Origin of the sequence: Bacillus sp. NPDC060175 (assembly GCF_042728695.1) — a bacterium.
Lineage (GTDB): Bacteria > Bacillota > Bacilli > Bacillales > Bacillaceae_G > Bacillus_A.
In genome coordinates this window covers 1-16,057 of record NZ_JBHWYR010000087.1, presented here as the reverse complement: position 1 = coordinate 16,057, position 16,057 = coordinate 1, and the positions used below count along the sequence as shown (strand labels likewise).

Genomic DNA, 16,057 nt, shown 5'->3' with positions numbered 1-16,057 from the left:
ATATATATATTTAAAATTCATTTTTTTATTGTGTTTTTTCTAGTGATAGAAATAAGAAAAAATAAACTGTATAAAAATGAAATATAAAAAACAATCCGTTTTTAAAACGGATTGTTTTTTATTGGAATAATATTATTTGATAAATTGAAAGCATGAATGATTATTCTACTTCACTTGTATACTTTTCAGGTAATAATTCCATTACGCTACATTTTACAAGTTCACCATTATAAGAAAGTATAACGTTTGTATTTTTTCCGTAATCACTTATTAATTCTCGGCACATACCACATGGAGCGACAACCCAACATTTTTCTATATCTTCATGAGGATGTGGGTGAGCAATTGCTACAATGGTATCAAATTCATGATCACCTTCTGAAATAGATTTTCCGATTGCCATAGCTTCACCGCATACTGTTATTTTTCCAACATTTGCTTCAACATGTACTGCTGCATACACATTACCCGTTTTGGTTCGTACAGCTGAACCGATATGATGACGACCATATTTATAGTTTTTTTCGATTACTTTTTCAGCGGCTCTAATTAAATCATAGTCTCTCTCCTTTATTAAGCATAATACGACCATCTTAAAAGGAAATTTAAATATTTAAATTCAATCGCTACTATTAAAAAAAGTAATCAAATAATATTATTATGTAAACTATTAATTTAAAAAGGAAAATATAATAATGAATAGAACATATAGAAAGGGATACTCAAATAATTTGAAAACTGGGGGATTATTATGAAACATTTACAATCAATATCACAAGCTGTCATAAGCGGCGACAAGGAAAAGGTAGAGGGATTAATAAAGATGGATCCAAGTGTTGTTAACGAATTTAGTGAAGATGGCTGGACACCACTTCATTTAGCAGCTTATTTTGGACAGATAGAACTAGCAAGTTTTCTTTTAAAAAGTGGTGCAGATATACATATTAGAGCAAAGAATGAAAATGAAAATACACCACTTCAAGCGGCAATTGCGAACAAACAAAGCGAGCTTGTAGCATTCTTAATTGAAAAGGGATCAGATGTGAATGCAGTTCAAAGTGGTGGTTGGACAGGACTTCATGAAGCTGCTTTATTAGGAAATGAAGAAATAATTATATTATTACTTGAAAACCGGGCTAATAAAACGATTAAGAAAAATGATGGGAAAACAGCGTACGATATTGCATTAGAGAAAGGGCATGAGCATCTTTTACATCATTTACAGGGGGAAGTAAGTTTATGATTAATCGCTGGAATGTAGGGATTTTTCTATTTAATGAAGTGGAAGTGTTAGATTTTGCGGGCCCATTTGAAGTTTTTTCCGTGACTACAACGAATGGTGAACAACCATTTACTGTACATACCGTTAGCCAAGACGGGGAAATGATTATAGCGCGGAACGGATTAAAGGTACAACCGGATTATAGCATTGAAAATTTACCTCCAGTTGATATTTTAATTATTCCTGGTGGATTAGGTGTTAGAGAAAACGAAGTGGAAAATGAAATTATAATAAATTGGATTCGTCAGCAAATGAAAGAAGTGAAGTTAATGGCTTCTGTTTGTACTGGAGCGCTTTTGTTAGCGAAAGCAGGTTTACTTGAGGAAAAACAAGCGACAACACATTGGGCTAGTATTGAAAACTTTAGAAATGATTTTCCAAATATTGAAGTATTAGAAAATGTAAAGTTTGTAGATGAGGGGCATATTATTACGTCTGGTGGAATTTCAGCCGGAATTAACATGTCATTTCATATTGTGAAAAACTTGTTAGGTGCTCGGGTTGCTGAAGAAACAGCGAAGAGAATGGAATATGATATTGATTTGAAATATTGAAAGTAAAACAAGACCAGCAGTTGAAATATCCAACCGCTGGTCTTGTTTTATATTGACTGAATATACGCTAATTCCTCATCCGTAAGGATCGGACGGGTAGTTGCATCTGCATTTTCTTTCGCTTGTTTTTCTGTTTTTGCGCCAGGAATTGCGACCGATACTGCTGGATGAGAGAGGACGTAGCGAAGTGCAAGTTGTCCTAATGTCTGATTTTCATTTGAGAGTAACCTTAATTTTTCTATTTTTTGTAAATCTTCTTGAAACCACTTTTCTTTTGGCCATTCTTTGCGTAAATCTCCGTCAGGAAAAGTTGTTTTATTTGTAAACTTTCCGGTTAATATCCCCATTTTTAAAGGGCCGCGTATAACAGCTCCTAAATTGTTCTCTTGTAGGTAGGGCAGTATGTCGTTTTCTGGTTTTCGGTTTAATATGTTGTAATCAAGTTGCACAACATCAATTTCAGCGTTTTTATTGAAGTGTTTTATATATTGTATGTCGTGAGTTGAAACTCCAACAGCTCTTACTTTTCCTTCCCGTTTTAATATTTCAAATGCGCGTAAAAATGCTTCTGTTTCTTCTTGTTTATCCCACCAAATGTGACAGAAATAAACATCAATATAATCTGTTTCTAGGCGCAGTAAGCTAGTTTCAAATACTGCGATCACTTTTTCGGCAGTATTATAAACAGGCTCTCCACTTGGATCATAGTGATGCCCAATTAAACCGCCTTTCGTTGATAAAATGATATTATTACGGTGCTCTCTTATCGCTTGAGTTACTAACCTTTCACTATGTCCTAATCCGTATACATCAGCAGTATCAATAAAGTTTACGCCGTATTCAATAGCTTTCTGCATAGCGGTTATAGATTGTTTGTCGTTAACAGGACCCCATTCATCGCCGCCAATCGCCCACGCTCCAAAGCCAATTTCAGAAACAGTAATGCCAGTGTTACCTAATGTACGGTAGTGCATCGTTTTTCCTCCTTGTATGCATGTTATAACATCGGTATGCAAAACTGGAATTTATGTGTGTAAAAATGTTTTCTACAATTGGGGAAAAAGAATAACATAAACTACTATTTTATAGCAGCATAAATAAAATTTTTTATTTTAAATACAGAGATGTCGTCGAACGCTATCTCTAATTGGTTAATTTGTGAGTTTTTTTGGTGAAGGAGCTTATTTTATAAGAATAGAATTTAAGTTAGTAAGAGATCGTGCCGATGGTAGTGAAAAAATATGGGTTAGGGGGATTTGAAAATGAGGAAACTCAAAAGAGTAAATGTTCCTAATATACCAGAGCAACTATCACAGCCTAATGACAATCGAGCAATAAATAAGAAGAAATTAAGGCGATTTATATTCATGTTTATTTTTATAGCTGCAACTACTTTGTACGTTCAATATATTTTGACGAAACAACAAGAAATAATTAATGAAAAAAAAGATACAATAACGAATCAAAAGAAACAACTAGTTTCTTTAAAGAAAGATCAAGGTTTTTTAAAGACTAACATCGAGAATTTAGGTGATAATGAAGAAGAAATTTTAAAGTTTGCGAGAAAAGAGTATCAATTTTCTAAGTCAAACGAAACAATATTCGTATTGCCAAAGTGAAGTGGTGAAACAGTTAGCGATAGCTAACTGTTTTTTGATGTATGAGGGAAAAGGTGTTTGTAGTGTGAATGTCATGGTACAAGGAGCAATGACATATTGTAAAAATGAGAAGTTTGAGCCATTTTTTAGTTGTTTTAAGAGACTTTCATAATTATGGAATATATGTCAAAATAAATATTGTTAAAATTCTGTCAATTGTTTATAATACAAGGTAAGCGGATACGTTTTTTAATCAACGTTGAGTTAACAGCTCATACGTCTATTAAGAAAACCGTTATCCTCGTATAAGAAAGGAAGATAGCTGTGTACGCTTCAAATACAATTTACGTCGTAGGAGATGCGAAAGCACCTCAAAATAATCCCATTACCGAAAAGTTTAAAAGCTATTTTGTAGCATTTGTACTTGAGAAGGATACAGGGGAAATTGTAGATGCAGATTGCTCAGCGACAATTGCATTAACATCTCAATTTGTTAAATATTTGTTTCTACATAAAAATATTAATGACCCAGCATTAGTAACAGAAATAAAAAATCGATACTTCGGTTCGTCTCAAAAGGCGCTACTTGTAGCGCTAAAGGATGCACAGAAAAAATATAATCAGATCGCTGCTTTGTCTACCCATTCATAGACAAAATCCAGCCGTAAGAATCTTCTTATGGCTGGATTTTTTTGTTTCGCATTAACGGGAAGAATAAAGCCTCACGTGGATTAAAGTATCACTCTATAAATAACGAAAGGATGAACAAAATGAAAATTACCGATGTGAAGGTAAACCGCCGACATGTAAAACTTCATACACCGTTTAAAACAGCGCTTCGTACTGTAACGGAAATCGAAAGTATAGATGTGTTTATTCATACAGATGAAGGGATCGTTGGAAAAGGAGCTGCTGCAGCAACGCCGGTTATTACAGGTGATTTTGCCAACGGGATGGAGGAAGCAATATTAGGACCAATTCGTTCTGTATTAGTTGAAAAAGATGTACTGCAATTTCAAACATTATTGTTACACATTCAAATGAGTTGCATAGGAAATACAAGTGCGAAAGCGGCGGTAGATATGGCTTTATACGATGTGTATTGTCAATTTCACAACATACCGTTATACGCATTACTAGGTGGAAAGAAAGAGATTTATACTGATATTACAGTAAGTGTGGATGAACCTTTATTAATGGCAAAAGAAGCGAAAAAGCATATTGAAAAAGGATTTCAAACATTAAAAATTAAGGTGGGTAAAGAGGCGCATTTAGATTTGGAACGCATAGAGGCAATTCGAAATGTGGTTCCAAAGAATACGACCTTACGTCTAGATGCAAATCAAGGATGGAAACCAAAAGAAGCGGTTTCTATTATTAGAGAAATGGAGAATAGAAATTTAAAAATAGAATTTGTAGAACAACCAGTTCATGCGAAAGATTGGGATGGATTAAAATACGTGAAAGACAATGTACAAACGCCTATTATGGCAGATGAAAGTATGTTTTCGGCAAGCGACGCATTAAAGATTGTCCAAGGAGGATATGCAGACCTACTTAATATTAAATTAATGAAATGCGGTGGTATTCGAGAAGCCTGGAAAATTGCAGATATTGCGGAAGCAGCAGGTGTGAAATGTATGGTTGGAAGTATGATGGAATCTTCACTTTCAGTTAGCGCTGTTGCACATTTAGCTGCGGCTCATCCGAACATTCACTACTTTGATCTTGATGCACCGTTATGGTTAGTAGAAGAGCCAGAAGGAATGACTTACACGGGTCCGAAGGTAAACCTGCATTCTGTAGTGAATATAAAATCTTAGAAGTAGTACCTAGTAAACTATCTTTCAAGGGGGATATATATGAAAAAAGTAGGAACTGCATTTTTAACAACTTTATTTATATTTTCATCATTTACATCGGCAAATGCCGAAGAGAAGAAAGATAGCAAAGCATTTATAGATGTGTCTGCCGCAACGTTATGGACTGCACCTGATTCATTACGGCCAATTGATGCACCGAGTGCAACAAATCCAGTTGATTTATGGAAATGGACGAAATCAATGACGCTCGATGAAAAACTATGGTTAACAAATGCAAATAAATTAGAAACGCAAGCACTACTTGGTCAAGAAGTAACGGTTGTTGATAAGAAAGGTGACTGGGTAAAAGTGTTAGTACACGGACAACCGACACCACGAAATGAAGAAGGTTACCCGGGATGGATGCCTGAAAAACAATTAACGTATAATCAGGAGTTTGCAGATAAAACAAACGAACCGTTCGTATTAGTAACGAAACCGACAGCAATTTTATATATAAATCCTTCTGAAAAACAAAAAGCACTTGAAGTTAGCTATAATACGCGACTGCCGCTACTAAGTGAAGATACAATTTCATACCGCGTATTGTTGCCAAATGGGCAGAAAGCATGGCTACGAAAAAATGATGGAACGGTTTACCGTTCTCAAAATGATATTCCAACACCGACAGCTGATGATTTAATCAACACAGGGAAAATGTTTTTAGGTTTACCATATATATGGGCTGGTACAAGTGGTTTTGGATTTGATTGCTCTGGATTCACACATACGATTTATAAATCGCACGGTATTACAATACCGCGAGATTCTGGACCGCAATCAAGAGCGGGGGTTGCAGTTGATAAAGAAAACTTACAAAAAGGGGACTTAATCTTCTTTGCACATGATCAAGGGAAAGGTAGTGTCCATCACGTTGCAATGTATATTGGTGATGGTAATATGATTCACTCACCAAGAGCTGAAAGGTCAGTTGAAATAATCCCGTTAAATACACCAGGATATATAGAAGAATACGCTGGTGCTCGTCGTTACTTACCGTAAAAAATAGAGGGGGTTTGGAAATGAAAAAGGTAGTTCGCTACTCATTAGTTAGTACTCTATTAGTTTCTTCATTTTTAGTTGGTTGCGCAAAAGAAAAAACAGCTACAAAGCCGAAAGATGAGAAGAAAGTATTGCAGCTACTAGAAACGGGTGAAATTCCATCATTAAATTCAGGGAAAGTAACAGATGCGGTATCATTTAACGTTTTGAATAACGTAATGGAAGGGCTATTCCGATTATCGAAAAATGATGAAGTAATTGAAGCCGGAGCGCAAAAATATGAGGTTAGTAAGGATGGAAAGACTTATACATTCCATTTACGTGATGCGAAATGGTCTAACGGAGATCCAGTAACGGCTCACGATTACGTATATGCTTGGAAGCAGCTTATTAATCCAGATACAGTCTCTCAATATGCGTATATTGCGTACGATGTGAAAAATGCGGAAAAGATAAATAAGAAACAATTAGGATTAGAAGAATTAGGTGTGAAAGCAAAAGATGATAAAACGTTCGTTGTGGAATTAGAACATCCAGTACCGTATTTTACTAAACTACTTATTTTACCCTCGTTCTATCCAATTAATGAAAAGTATGCGAAGGAGCAAGGTGATAAATACGGATTAGAAGCAAATAAAGCGGTATATAATGGACCGTTTACGTTGTCGGAGTGGAAGCACGAAGCAAGTTTTACAATGAAGAAAAACGATAAATATTGGGATAAAAAAGAAGTGAAGTTAGATGAAATAAACTACCAAATTGTTAAAGAAATTTCAACGGCGGTAAATTTATATGAAACAGATAAAGTAGATAGAGCTGTCATTTCTACAGAATTCGTAGATAAATATAAAAATAATAAAGAGCTGAAACAATATACAGATCCAGTAATGTATTTCTTCCGTTTCAATGAAAATGTACCGATTCTTAAAAATAAAAATGCGCGTCTGGCGTTAAGTACAGTGTTTGATAAGAAGGGTCTTGCGACTTCATTTTTAAATGATGGTTCTGTTGCTGCAAACTACTATGTACCAAAAGGGTTTTTAAAAGGTCCAGATAAGAAAGACTTTAGAAGTACAGCGGGCGAGTTTAATAAGACAGACGTAAAACTGGCGAAAGAATATTGGGAAAAGGCAAAGCAAGAAACAGGAACGAATGAAGTAACGCTTGAGTTATTAAACTATGACTTAGAAAACTTTAAAAAAGTAGGCGAATATATTAAAGAACAGCTTGAGAAAAGCTTACCTGGCCTAAAAGTAAATGTGAAATTACAACCACATACGCAAAAACTAGCGTTAGAGAAGAAAAAAGAATATGAAATGTCTTTATCCCGCTGGTTACCTGATTATCCAGATCCAATGACGTACTTAGAAGTTTTCCTTTCGGGAAGTACCGTAAATAATACAGGATATGCAAATCCAGAATATGATGCGTTAATTAAGAAAATTAAAACTGAATTAGGTAATGATGAAAAAGCCCGTTGGAAGGCATTGCAAGATGCGGAAAAAATGCTCCTTGATGATGCAGTAATCGCACCAGTATTCCAGCGCGGATTATCTTATTTACAAAAACCATACGTAAAAGATTTATATGTACATCAATTTGGCCCAGCAACAAGCTTGAAATGGGCAGATGTACAAAAATAAAGTGATGGAGAAACAGACTTCACGTATGTGATAGTCTGTTTTTTTCTTATAGCTTCCAATGAATTATAGACATTTTATATATTTTTTCACTGTTTAAAAATAAAATTATTACTAAATTTCCAGTGTGAAATATATGTAGAATCTTGTATAATTAACGTGTTTCTTTGGAAACATTTTCTTGCGCTATTTTTATAGGATTTAATAGAACAAGGAAGGAAATACATACATGTATATAATAGATAAATAGAATAGAACATGTATAGAGAAAAAGGAGAGAAAAGATGACGTGTCAAAAACAAGGGTTACAATTTAATAGTAATGGAAAGAGGAATATTTGATGAAGATGAAGCATGCTTTCGGACCAATTATTTTAGCCTGTATACTTTTTTTCATTGTATTGCTCATTCCATCTAAAAGTTTAGTATCACTTATTAGTGATAAAAAAGTTGAAGATGCGGCAACTTCTTTACAAAAAGAAAAACTACAAAGTGTTTTCTTACAGCAGAAAATGTTAGAGAATTCGCAGTATTTGCCGATGTACGGTTCATCTGAATTTTTACGAATGGATGCATACCATCCATCTAACTATTTCAAAGTAAATCCAGCAGGTTTTACACCATTTTTAATTGGAACTGGCGGTACGCAAAGTTTAGCTCATATTTTAAATATGACCTCAACAATGGATGAATTAGAAGGTAAAAAAGTAGTGTTTGTTCTTTCGCCACAATGGTTTACAAAAACGGGTGTATCACAAGGGGATTTTACTAATAATTTCTCCAAACAACAAGCATATCATTTTATTTTTAATGATGAAATTAAACCTGAAATGAAGAAGCAGATCGCGAAACGACTATTAGATTATGAAGTTGTTCAAAAAGATGATATATTAAAAAATTCATTAGAAGGTATTGTTTATAATGATACGAAACATAACATAAAAGCAGGTCTAGTCAAACCACTTGCTTATATGCATCGAAACATTTTAGATCATAGAGATTTATTTAACTCGCTATTTAAAATCGAACCGATGAAAGAGAAAACAAATATGGGATTACGTTCACTTTCTTGGGAAGATGCACGTAAACATGCGGAACAAGAAGGTAAAGTAGGATCCACAACAAATACATTCGGAATTGAAAATCCATATTACTATAAACATAATTTAAAGAAAAAATTAAAAGGTTTAAAAAACTTTAGAGCAAATGAATCGTATGATGATTCACCAGAATATGATGACTTACAAATTGTTTTAGATCTTTTCAAAGAAAAAAATGTAAAACCACTCTTTATTTCTGTGCCTGTAAACGGACCGTGGTATGATTACGCTGGTTTCCCAAAAGAACGCCGTGATGTGTATTATAATAAGGTTCGCGATCAAGTCGAAAAAGCAGGATACCCAGTAGTTGATTTCTCTAGCCATGAATATGATAAGTATTTCTTAAAAGATACAATTCATTTAGGTTGGAAAGGCTGGATCTATTTTGATGAAGCAGTGCAAAAGTTTTACTCTGAAAAATAATGTATAAACAATGGAAATAGGAATGGCGATAAAGCCGTTCCTATTTTTTAATATATAGGATTTTGGTGCGGGCAATTTGGAAAGGCATGTATATCTTGAATTTGTCTAAAGTCATAATGTTTCATTGCGAACTGAGCTTGGTAGAGATATTCATAAACAAATAATTGATTATTTTGTACGCCGCATAAAACGCCGGATGTCCCTTGCCCATTAATGAGAGAAACACCAACAGGGCGTCCAATTAAGTAGGATACTTTTTGCTGCCAGTGCATAGGGGAATCACTCCTTTTGAGTTACTATACGAATTATATGACTGAATTGTTGCTTATCCACGTAAATCTTAAACTGGAGGGGTTTTTATGTAATGTCTAGAAGTTATATATGAATCAATTATTAGTGTGAAAGAGGAAGGAATGAATTATGGAGAAAGAAAGTATTCTAGAAGAAAAGTTAAGACTAATAGAATGGTGCCAAACATTGAAGTGTGTAACTAATGATGTATGGTTTGAACCTTTTAGAAAAGGTTCATGGGGAATTGCGGATGTGATTTCACATTTAATCGTTTGGGATGAGTTTTTAATGAAGTTTAGAATTCCATACTTTATAAGTGGACAATCTGTATCCAATGTTCCAACAGGCGTTGAGGAAATGAATGAGGGTGCAATAAAATATGCGAGATCCGGTATTTCAAAAGAAGAACTATTAGATCAATTCAGCTTTACTCGTAAACAGTTAGTTGATCAAATTAATCAAATTTCTGCCCGTAATTTTAAAGATGATTACCAATTCGGGACGAAAAGAGTGAGATTAAACAATTATTTTTCATCACTCATTCAACATGATTTAAAACATAAAGAAGAAATTATACAATTCCTAAAACTTAGCGAAGCCAATAATAAAAACCGCTATAATTCTAAATGAATTTATAGCGGTTTGATTGAAAATTTAAGCCAGCTTTTTACGTTTCTTTGCCCAGTTTTTTATTGCGAAATATAAAATAATAAGAACAACCCCGCCAATAGCGAAAGATTTCACATACGGTCCAGCAATTTCATTAATATTCTCCCAGTTTTCACCTAGTTTTTCACCTAGATAAATGAAAATGATAGACCAAGGGATTATCGCAAGTGCTGTTAATGTAGTGAAACGTGAAATTGGCATTTTAGTAATCCCAGCTGGAATTGAAATTGCATGACGAACGACAGGGATAAAACGTGCAGTGAAAATTACGCCAGTTCCGTATCGATTAAACCAATCTTCAGCAGCATCCATTTGTTTTTTATGTATGAAAATATACTTACCGTAACGTTCTAATACAGGGCGACCACCATATCGACCAATCCAGTAAACAAAGATTTGGGCAATAACACCACCAATTGTACCAAATATAACTGCGCCTACAAATGAGATACTACCATTGAATACTAAGTAACCTGCATAAGCTAGGACAATCTCACTTGGAATAATTTCAATCATAAGTCCGAGCATAATGCCCCAATAACCTAATCCTTCAAAAAATGTTAATACTGAGTGAATAAAACTACTTAACATTGTTGCACCTTCTAATTTATGAATTTTGAATATAAGCCCCTTTATTTAACAACATAAAAGGTTCACTATATGTAGATTATACCTTATTTATATAGGGGATTGCCATTTCAATTCTTTTATGTCTCTCATAAGTATTATAGTAAAGGATATAAGCCCAGTTTTCATGAAGAGATAATGAAAAGATTATTAAAATTTTCTCATATAATAATGATAATAGACTGAAAATTAAGTATAATAGTATAGGGTTTAATTTACAAAAATAGGAGGAGAATGTATGCGTGTTACAGATTCAATTTATGGCCCAATCTCTATTCATGATAGAGATATCCTTCAATTGATAGATACTAAAGCATTTCAAAGGTTGGCCTATATTAAACAACAAGGACATACATATTTTTTACATGAGAACGCAATACATACGAGGGAAGAACATTCGATAGGTGTATATGTACTAGTAAATAAAGTGATAGAACATCTTACTGAGATTGGTGATATACATTTATCGAAATATGAACGAAAGCTAGTATCTACTGTAGCTCTTCTACACGATGCTGGACATGGTCCATATTCACATTGTTTTCAGCAAATATCAGGTGAAAATCATGGTGAGTGGACAGTACGAATCATTCAAGAGGATGAAGAAATACGCACGATTTTAAATCAGACTCCTGGATTATTAGATGATGTAACGAAAGCTTTAACAGAAGAGGATGCTTTTCCAATTATAGATGAGTTATTATTTCATTCGTTAGGAATGGATCAATTAGATTTTTGGAATAGAGATTTATATTATTCCTCGCTTGAATTCGAGGGCCTACGGATAGAAGAATTGATTGCTAATATGCGTTTTATTAACGGTAAACTTGTTATCGCAGAACAAGGAATCCCTTACATCGAACAACTAATGAAAATGAAAGAAGAGCTTTACAATAATGGCTTTGGCCATCCGTTTGTAATAGGAAAAGACTTATTATTGCAATCCATTTTTCAAAAGATAAAGGAGAAAAATCTTTCGTTCTATACTCCTGAGCTACAAAATTTCTTTTATAAAAGAAAGAAGTTAGAGATAGTGGACTTTCTTCCGTTACAAGATGAAATGATTATAAATGAAATAAAATGCTTTGCAAAATCAGATGACATAGAAATAGCAGCATTAATCCATCTTTATTTCTCAGCAACTAAAAGTTTGTCATTTGAAAAAGGAATAGAGGGTGATTATAAAAAGGAAAATAGCACCGCAGTGGTAATAACTGAGAAAAAGGCTTACAGTTCATACGTAGGTGGTATTTATGTTTACAGTGAGGGGCAGCTAGAGGACATTTTAGAAAAATCAAATTTCATTCAAGAGATAGTAAAATTGCCTAAAAAAGAATACGCGTATTCTTATTAATTAGGTGTAGTAATTTGAAATGTAGATGAGGTGAAAATATGGATTGGCATGAACGTTTATTACAAATAGATGATTTACCAATTATATTAGAATGGTATAACAACGAAGAATTACATAATATAGCAGATGTGAAACCATTCAAACGATATACAATAGAAGAACTTCGAAAGTATTGGACAGAAAAACTGTCTCGATCTTATGCAAGTTATCATGTGATCGTAGTAGATGATGAAGTAATAGGGAGAGTCGGATTAAAAAAGAAGAAATATGAAGATGCGTACGTGATGGAATACTCTATCCTCATTGGTGTTTCGAATTTATATTCAGAAGGGCTTGGAACGGAGATTACAAAGTATTTTATTAGTAAATCATTTTTAGATCCTGATATAGAAGTCGTTGTATTACAAGTTAGGGAAGATAATAAGAGGGCCATTCGTTGTTATGAGAAAGCTGGATTTAAAAAAGAAAAATCGTATATAGAGAATCAAGTGAAAGTGTATGATATGCACAGAGTTAAGAAAGAAGAAACAATATAGAAAAATACACGCAGTTAATTCGGAATATAATGTTAATTTAGGGGGATGAAATACATGAAACATAAAATTGCTTTACTGGCAGATGTGCATGGTAATGCGACTGCTTTAACAGCAGTTATTGAAGATACTATGAAAGAAAGTGTTACTGATTTTTGGTTTTTAGGAGATTTAATTATGCCTGGGCCTGGATCGAATGATCTATTTGAGATGTTAGATAATATTAATGTTGATACTTATGTTCAAGGAAACTGGGAAGACAGCTTCCTTGATGTGCTTAATAAAAACATTGATATTAATAACGCAACTGATATTTATGTTTCTAGATTAGTTAAGTATCAATGTGAAAATTCGGATGAAAACTATATTAATCGTATTAAAAATTTACCACTACATATAACCAAACGCGTTAATGATTTATCAATCAGTATTAGTCATAATCTACAAAATAAAAATTACGGAGGAGATTTATGGCCCACTAATAATCAGGAAAATTTTGATCAGTTATTTGATCATGATTATGATATTGCGATTTACGCTCATACCCATCATCAATTGTTACGTTATAGCAGTAAGGATCAATTAATTATTAATCCAGGAACTATTGGACAACCTTTTTATAAATGGGACAATTTAAACTCTGACCTACGTGCTCAATACGCAATTCTTGAAATTGATGAGGCAGGGATTGCCGAGGTGAGATTTAAAAAAGTTACTTATGATGTAGAAAAGGAATTAAAAAACGCTATTAGTAAAAAGCTTCCTTATATTGATTTATATCGCGAACTGCTCGAGACAGGAAAAACTCATACTCATGATATTGAATTATTGCAAGAGATTAATGATACATACGATTATAAAGATGAAGTAATTAATTTTATAGAGAAAATCTGATATGGATTTAATAGTATGAAATAAAAATTGTTGAATTCATGATAGGTTACTAATGATATTTACATAATCAAGAGCTATTGTAAAATGAAACTTAGATGTAAAACGATTTTTGTATTTTATATTGATGTAAAACAAGCATCCCCCTGTTCTACATATATGACAGGGGGATGCTTGTTTTTTACGGCTTCACATCTAAATTTTGTAAAAATAACGTTGCTGTCACATAACGTTTCGCTAACATTTGTACATATGCGGTATGTACAGATAGTGTAGCGATAATAATAGCGTTACGAATTGCTTCGCGTTGTTCGTTATTTATTTGATCGAACTTGCTTGCGATTTTATCCGCTTTTTCTTTTACAATATTTTCAATCGTATGAATTGTATCTGTAGCATTTAGTTGTATGCAATTCCCTTGATTTAGTTCTTCAAATAAAGAGGAGTAAGCAACATATAAATGAACAGGATTAATTAAATCATCACTTCGGTCGGCCGGGTCATTTACGATGAGTCTTAATAGTTTGCGAATAGATTCAAAATCAAGCGCTGTTTTTAAATCTTCAACAATGAATAATAAGGCTGCTTGTTCGATTGAGTATTTCTTCCCTTTTTGAGGGGAGCCAATCATTTCTTTTATATCTCGTTTCACCCAGTTTTGCATAGCAGTTACAGAGAAACTCGTGTTTTCAATCTGATTGCCAAGCGCAACAATTTCATTTAAAGAAAAACCGACATCCGTATCATCAATCTTAATCAGTTTTTCAAAAATAGGTGAAAGTACGGTTGTAATAAAAGCAGTAACGCTTTGTCCGCTCTCAATATCTTTTTTATGTGACTTTGCCCAAGCTTCTTGTAAAATACCAAGAGGTTTTTTCGTATTCCATCCTCTTAATGATAGAAGGAGCGTTGCCATTTCGTTTCGTGTGAGATGAAATGTTTCCATCTTTTCACCTCCAAAATTATAAAAAGTTCTTATGAACTTATAATATGTTTTGTTTCATTTAAAGTCAATTCCGTTTTTCTTAATTTTTCCTTTGTTATGGAATTATTGTCGTAAGTAAATAATACTTGCATATTTCGACAAAAGTTCATATAATAAGTTCATAAGAACCTTTAAAATGGTTTTAAAACAAATCTATCATTCTGAATTTACTAGAAAGGTAGATTTCACATATATCTATATAAAAGGAGAATGGATATAATATGTTGAAAAAACTTGTAGCAGTAATGACAGCATTCATGGTTATCTTTGGGGCTAGTAGCTTTATGTTCGTAAATCACGCGGAAGCGAAAAGTTACAAATCTGGTAAAAAATCATATACACCAAGTTCTGGTCAAAATTCAAAAGTTGATTTAAACAAAAAAGATTCTAATGTAAATTCACAAAAAACGACAACAGATTCAAAAACAAAAGCAACAAACACAGCACCAAAAAGTAATAAAGGTGGCTTTATGAAAGGCTTATTACTAGGTGGTCTTGGTGGTTTACTAATGGGTAGCTTATTTGCAAATATGGGAGCTCTTGGTTCTGTATTAGCGTTTATGGTAAATATGTTAGTAATGGCTGGTATCGTAATGTTAGCAGTTCGTGCATTTAAATACTTCAAAGATCAACGTAAGAAAAAGGAAGATGAAGTAGCATGGAAACAATAAAAATTTCTGAGCAAGAATTAATAAATGCACTTTGTGTATATATCGCTGAAAAAAGACAAGTTGGTCCAGAAGAAGTTTCAGTTGAACTAATGTATGATGATGACTACGGTTTCTCTGCAGAAGTAGAGGTAAATGGTCGCCAGCAAATTTTAATTCAAGCAAACTTAATCGAAGCACTACGCTTGTTGCTTGATCGAGAATACAACGTCAATTCATTTGCTGCAAGATTGCAACTTGAATTAGATGATGAAGAAGGCATTTACGCATTAGCGAAATTTAATAATAATGAACAATAAAACTGTTAGAGCTGTATGCTCTAACAGTTTTTTATTTGGATTAATATTGCTAGTATGTTTCTTCTTTTAGAATAAAATCCAGTATTTCATGTACCTTCAATTTAGTATTTGCATCATTTTAACTATCTACACCAAAGTTGGTTATCCAAATAAATAATAATTTTGACATAAAACGACTTTTATTTATTTATTCGACGAATTGCGACAAATAAATCGCATCTATATTTGATATGATATTTCAGAAATCTTATATTTTATTATTCAAAGCGAGGTAGAAGAA

General features: G+C 33.3%; 19 protein-coding genes and 1 pseudogene. 15 read left to right on the top strand and 5 right to left on the bottom strand.

Features of this window, described 5'->3' with window-relative positions; genetic code table 11:
- Window positions 1-160: 160 nt before the first annotated feature.
- A complete protein-coding gene (locus ACFWDE_RS26425; RefSeq protein ID WP_377895832.1) occupies window positions 161-592 on the bottom strand; it encodes a cytidine deaminase in 432 nt (143 codons plus the stop codon).
- Between the two features lie 159 nt (window positions 593-751).
- Here ACFWDE_RS26425 and ACFWDE_RS26420 point away from each other — a divergent pair, with 159 nt between their 5' ends.
- Together ACFWDE_RS26420 and ACFWDE_RS26415 are read left to right on the top strand one after the other, a co-directional pair.
- Window positions 752-1,243, top strand: coding sequence for an ankyrin repeat domain-containing protein (locus ACFWDE_RS26420; protein ID WP_377895831.1), 492 nt, complete (start codon window positions 752-754; stop codon window positions 1,241-1,243).
- Window positions 1,240-1,836 (top strand): DJ-1/PfpI family protein, encoded by a 597-nt coding sequence (locus ACFWDE_RS26415; RefSeq protein ID WP_377895829.1) that lies wholly within the window; start codon window positions 1,240-1,242, stop codon window positions 1,834-1,836. Before ACFWDE_RS26420 ends, ACFWDE_RS26415 begins: the two co-directional genes overlap by 4 nt.
- Window positions 1,837-1,883: 47 nt before the next feature.
- Here the strand turns inward: ACFWDE_RS26415 and ACFWDE_RS26410 are convergent, their stop codons facing one another.
- Entirely contained in the window at window positions 1,884-2,810 is a 927-nt protein-coding gene (locus ACFWDE_RS26410) for an aldo/keto reductase (protein ID WP_377895827.1), read from the bottom strand.
- A gap of 288 nt (window positions 2,811-3,098) precedes the next feature.
- On the opposite strand from ACFWDE_RS26410, the gene ACFWDE_RS26405 reads away from it, so the two are divergent.
- The 7 genes and pseudogenes from ACFWDE_RS26405 (at window position 3,099) to dltD (ending at window position 9,460) form a co-directional block, all read left to right on the top strand.
- On the top strand, window positions 3,099-3,455 hold the full coding sequence (locus ACFWDE_RS26405; RefSeq protein WP_377895825.1) for an FtsB family cell division protein: 357 nt from the start codon (window positions 3,099-3,101) through the stop codon (window positions 3,453-3,455).
- A pseudogene (locus ACFWDE_RS26400) lies at window positions 3,394-3,670 on the top strand (hypothetical protein). Before ACFWDE_RS26405 ends, ACFWDE_RS26400 begins: the two are co-directional and overlap by 62 nt.
- A gap of 88 nt (window positions 3,671-3,758) precedes the next feature.
- Window positions 3,759-4,085: a DUF3870 domain-containing protein gene (locus ACFWDE_RS26395; protein ID WP_002012954.1), complete on the top strand. Its 327-nt coding sequence runs from the start codon at window positions 3,759-3,761 to the stop codon at window positions 4,083-4,085.
- 110 nt (window positions 4,086-4,195) lie between these two features.
- The gene (locus tag ACFWDE_RS26390; RefSeq protein ID WP_377895822.1) at window positions 4,196-5,257 is read left to right on the top strand and encodes a dipeptide epimerase; all 1,062 of its coding nucleotides are present in this window, start codon (window positions 4,196-4,198) and stop codon (window positions 5,255-5,257) included.
- A 39-nt stretch (window positions 5,258-5,296) separates the two neighbouring features.
- Window positions 5,297-6,298 carry a C40 family peptidase gene (locus ACFWDE_RS26385; RefSeq protein WP_377895820.1) on the top strand — a complete coding sequence of 334 codons (1,002 nt, stop codon included), beginning with the start codon at window positions 5,297-5,299 and terminating at the stop codon, window positions 6,296-6,298.
- Between the two features lie 20 nt (window positions 6,299-6,318).
- On the top strand, window positions 6,319-7,941 hold the full coding sequence (locus ACFWDE_RS26380) for a peptide ABC transporter substrate-binding protein (protein ID WP_377895818.1): 1,623 nt from the start codon (window positions 6,319-6,321) through the stop codon (window positions 7,939-7,941).
- 337 nt (window positions 7,942-8,278) lie between these two features.
- Entirely contained in the window at window positions 8,279-9,460 is a 1,182-nt protein-coding gene (dltD, locus tag ACFWDE_RS26375; RefSeq protein ID WP_377895816.1) for a D-alanyl-lipoteichoic acid biosynthesis protein DltD, read from the top strand.
- Window positions 9,461-9,507: 47 nt separating this feature from the next.
- Here the strand turns inward: dltD and ACFWDE_RS26370 are convergent, their stop codons facing one another.
- Window positions 9,508-9,732 (bottom strand): hypothetical protein, encoded by a 225-nt coding sequence (locus tag ACFWDE_RS26370; RefSeq protein WP_377895814.1) that lies wholly within the window; start codon window positions 9,730-9,732, stop codon window positions 9,508-9,510.
- Between the two features lie 148 nt (window positions 9,733-9,880).
- On the opposite strand from ACFWDE_RS26370, the gene ACFWDE_RS26365 reads away from it, so the two are divergent.
- Complete coding sequence (locus ACFWDE_RS26365; protein ID WP_377895811.1) at window positions 9,881-10,381, top strand: DinB family protein; 501 nt, start codon at window positions 9,881-9,883, stop codon at window positions 10,379-10,381.
- A gap of 24 nt (window positions 10,382-10,405) precedes the next feature.
- Here the strand turns inward: ACFWDE_RS26365 and uptA are convergent, their stop codons facing one another.
- Window positions 10,406-11,011, bottom strand: coding sequence for an undecaprenyl phosphate transporter UptA (gene uptA, locus ACFWDE_RS26360; RefSeq protein WP_377895809.1), 606 nt, complete (start codon window positions 11,009-11,011; stop codon window positions 10,406-10,408).
- A gap of 274 nt (window positions 11,012-11,285) precedes the next feature.
- Between uptA and ACFWDE_RS26355 the strand changes: the two genes are divergently transcribed.
- The 3 genes from ACFWDE_RS26355 to ACFWDE_RS26345 are packed head-to-tail and all read left to right on the top strand — an operon-like array spanning window position 11,286 to window position 13,828.
- Window positions 11,286-12,401, top strand: a complete 1,116-nt coding sequence (locus ACFWDE_RS26355) for an HD domain-containing protein (RefSeq protein WP_377895806.1) — start codon at window positions 11,286-11,288, stop codon at window positions 12,399-12,401.
- A 38-nt stretch (window positions 12,402-12,439) separates the two neighbouring features.
- Window positions 12,440-12,937, top strand: coding sequence for a GNAT family N-acetyltransferase (locus ACFWDE_RS26350; RefSeq protein WP_377895804.1), 498 nt, complete (start codon window positions 12,440-12,442; stop codon window positions 12,935-12,937).
- Window positions 12,938-12,991: 54 nt separating this feature from the next.
- The gene (locus ACFWDE_RS26345; protein ID WP_377895801.1) at window positions 12,992-13,828 is read left to right on the top strand and encodes a metallophosphoesterase family protein; all 837 of its coding nucleotides are present in this window, start codon (window positions 12,992-12,994) and stop codon (window positions 13,826-13,828) included.
- Between the two features lie 178 nt (window positions 13,829-14,006).
- Here ACFWDE_RS26345 and ACFWDE_RS26340 read toward each other — a convergent pair whose 3' ends face one another.
- Window positions 14,007-14,771, bottom strand: a complete 765-nt coding sequence (locus tag ACFWDE_RS26340; protein ID WP_377895799.1) for a DUF1836 domain-containing protein — start codon at window positions 14,769-14,771, stop codon at window positions 14,007-14,009.
- A gap of 260 nt (window positions 14,772-15,031) precedes the next feature.
- Between ACFWDE_RS26340 and ACFWDE_RS26335 the strand changes: the two genes are divergently transcribed.
- Together ACFWDE_RS26335 and ACFWDE_RS26330 are read left to right on the top strand one after the other, a co-directional pair.
- Window positions 15,032-15,481, top strand: coding sequence for a hypothetical protein (locus tag ACFWDE_RS26335; RefSeq protein WP_377895796.1), 450 nt, complete (start codon window positions 15,032-15,034; stop codon window positions 15,479-15,481).
- Window positions 15,469-15,777, top strand: a complete 309-nt coding sequence (locus ACFWDE_RS26330; RefSeq protein ID WP_000447767.1) for a YxcD family protein — start codon at window positions 15,469-15,471, stop codon at window positions 15,775-15,777. Before ACFWDE_RS26335 ends, ACFWDE_RS26330 begins: the two co-directional genes overlap by 13 nt.
- The last annotated feature ends 280 nt before the right edge of the window (window positions 15,778-16,057 follow it).

Bases quoted from the DNA above. Each gene is read 5' to 3' on its own strand.
- ACFWDE_RS26385 (WP_377895820.1), top strand. From the start codon at position 5,297: ATGAAAAAAGTAGGAACTGCATTTTTAACAACTTTATTTATATTTTCA.
- ACFWDE_RS26410 (WP_377895827.1), bottom strand. From the start codon at position 2,810: ATGCACTACCGTACATTAGGTAACACTGGCATTACTGTTTCTGAAATT.
- uptA (WP_377895809.1), bottom strand. From the start codon at position 11,011: ATGTTAAGTAGTTTTATTCACTCAGTATTAACATTTTTTGAAGGATTA.
- ACFWDE_RS26340 (WP_377895799.1), bottom strand. From the start codon at position 14,771: ATGGAAACATTTCATCTCACACGAAACGAAATGGCAACGCTCCTTCTA.
- ACFWDE_RS26420 (WP_377895831.1), top strand. From the start codon at position 752: ATGAAACATTTACAATCAATATCACAAGCTGTCATAAGCGGCGACAAG.
- ACFWDE_RS26425 (WP_377895832.1), bottom strand. From the start codon at position 592: ATGGTCGTATTATGCTTAATAAAGGAGAGAGACTATGATTTAATTAGA.
- ACFWDE_RS26350 (WP_377895804.1), top strand. From the start codon at position 12,440: ATGGATTGGCATGAACGTTTATTACAAATAGATGATTTACCAATTATA.
- ACFWDE_RS26380 (WP_377895818.1), top strand. From the start codon at position 6,319: ATGAAAAAGGTAGTTCGCTACTCATTAGTTAGTACTCTATTAGTTTCT.
- ACFWDE_RS26330 (WP_000447767.1), top strand. From the start codon at position 15,469: ATGGAAACAATAAAAATTTCTGAGCAAGAATTAATAAATGCACTTTGT.
- ACFWDE_RS26405 (WP_377895825.1), top strand. From the start codon at position 3,099: ATGAGGAAACTCAAAAGAGTAAATGTTCCTAATATACCAGAGCAACTA.
- ACFWDE_RS26365 (WP_377895811.1), top strand. From the start codon at position 9,881: ATGGAGAAAGAAAGTATTCTAGAAGAAAAGTTAAGACTAATAGAATGG.
- ACFWDE_RS26355 (WP_377895806.1), top strand. From the start codon at position 11,286: ATGCGTGTTACAGATTCAATTTATGGCCCAATCTCTATTCATGATAGA.
- dltD (WP_377895816.1), top strand. From the start codon at position 8,279: ATGAAGATGAAGCATGCTTTCGGACCAATTATTTTAGCCTGTATACTT.
- ACFWDE_RS26390 (WP_377895822.1), top strand. From the start codon at position 4,196: ATGAACAAAATGAAAATTACCGATGTGAAGGTAAACCGCCGACATGTA.
- ACFWDE_RS26370 (WP_377895814.1), bottom strand. From the start codon at position 9,732: ATGCACTGGCAGCAAAAAGTATCCTACTTAATTGGACGCCCTGTTGGT.
- ACFWDE_RS26345 (WP_377895801.1), top strand. From the start codon at position 12,992: ATGAAACATAAAATTGCTTTACTGGCAGATGTGCATGGTAATGCGACT.
- ACFWDE_RS26335 (WP_377895796.1), top strand. From the start codon at position 15,032: ATGTTGAAAAAACTTGTAGCAGTAATGACAGCATTCATGGTTATCTTT.
- ACFWDE_RS26415 (WP_377895829.1), top strand. From the start codon at position 1,240: ATGATTAATCGCTGGAATGTAGGGATTTTTCTATTTAATGAAGTGGAA.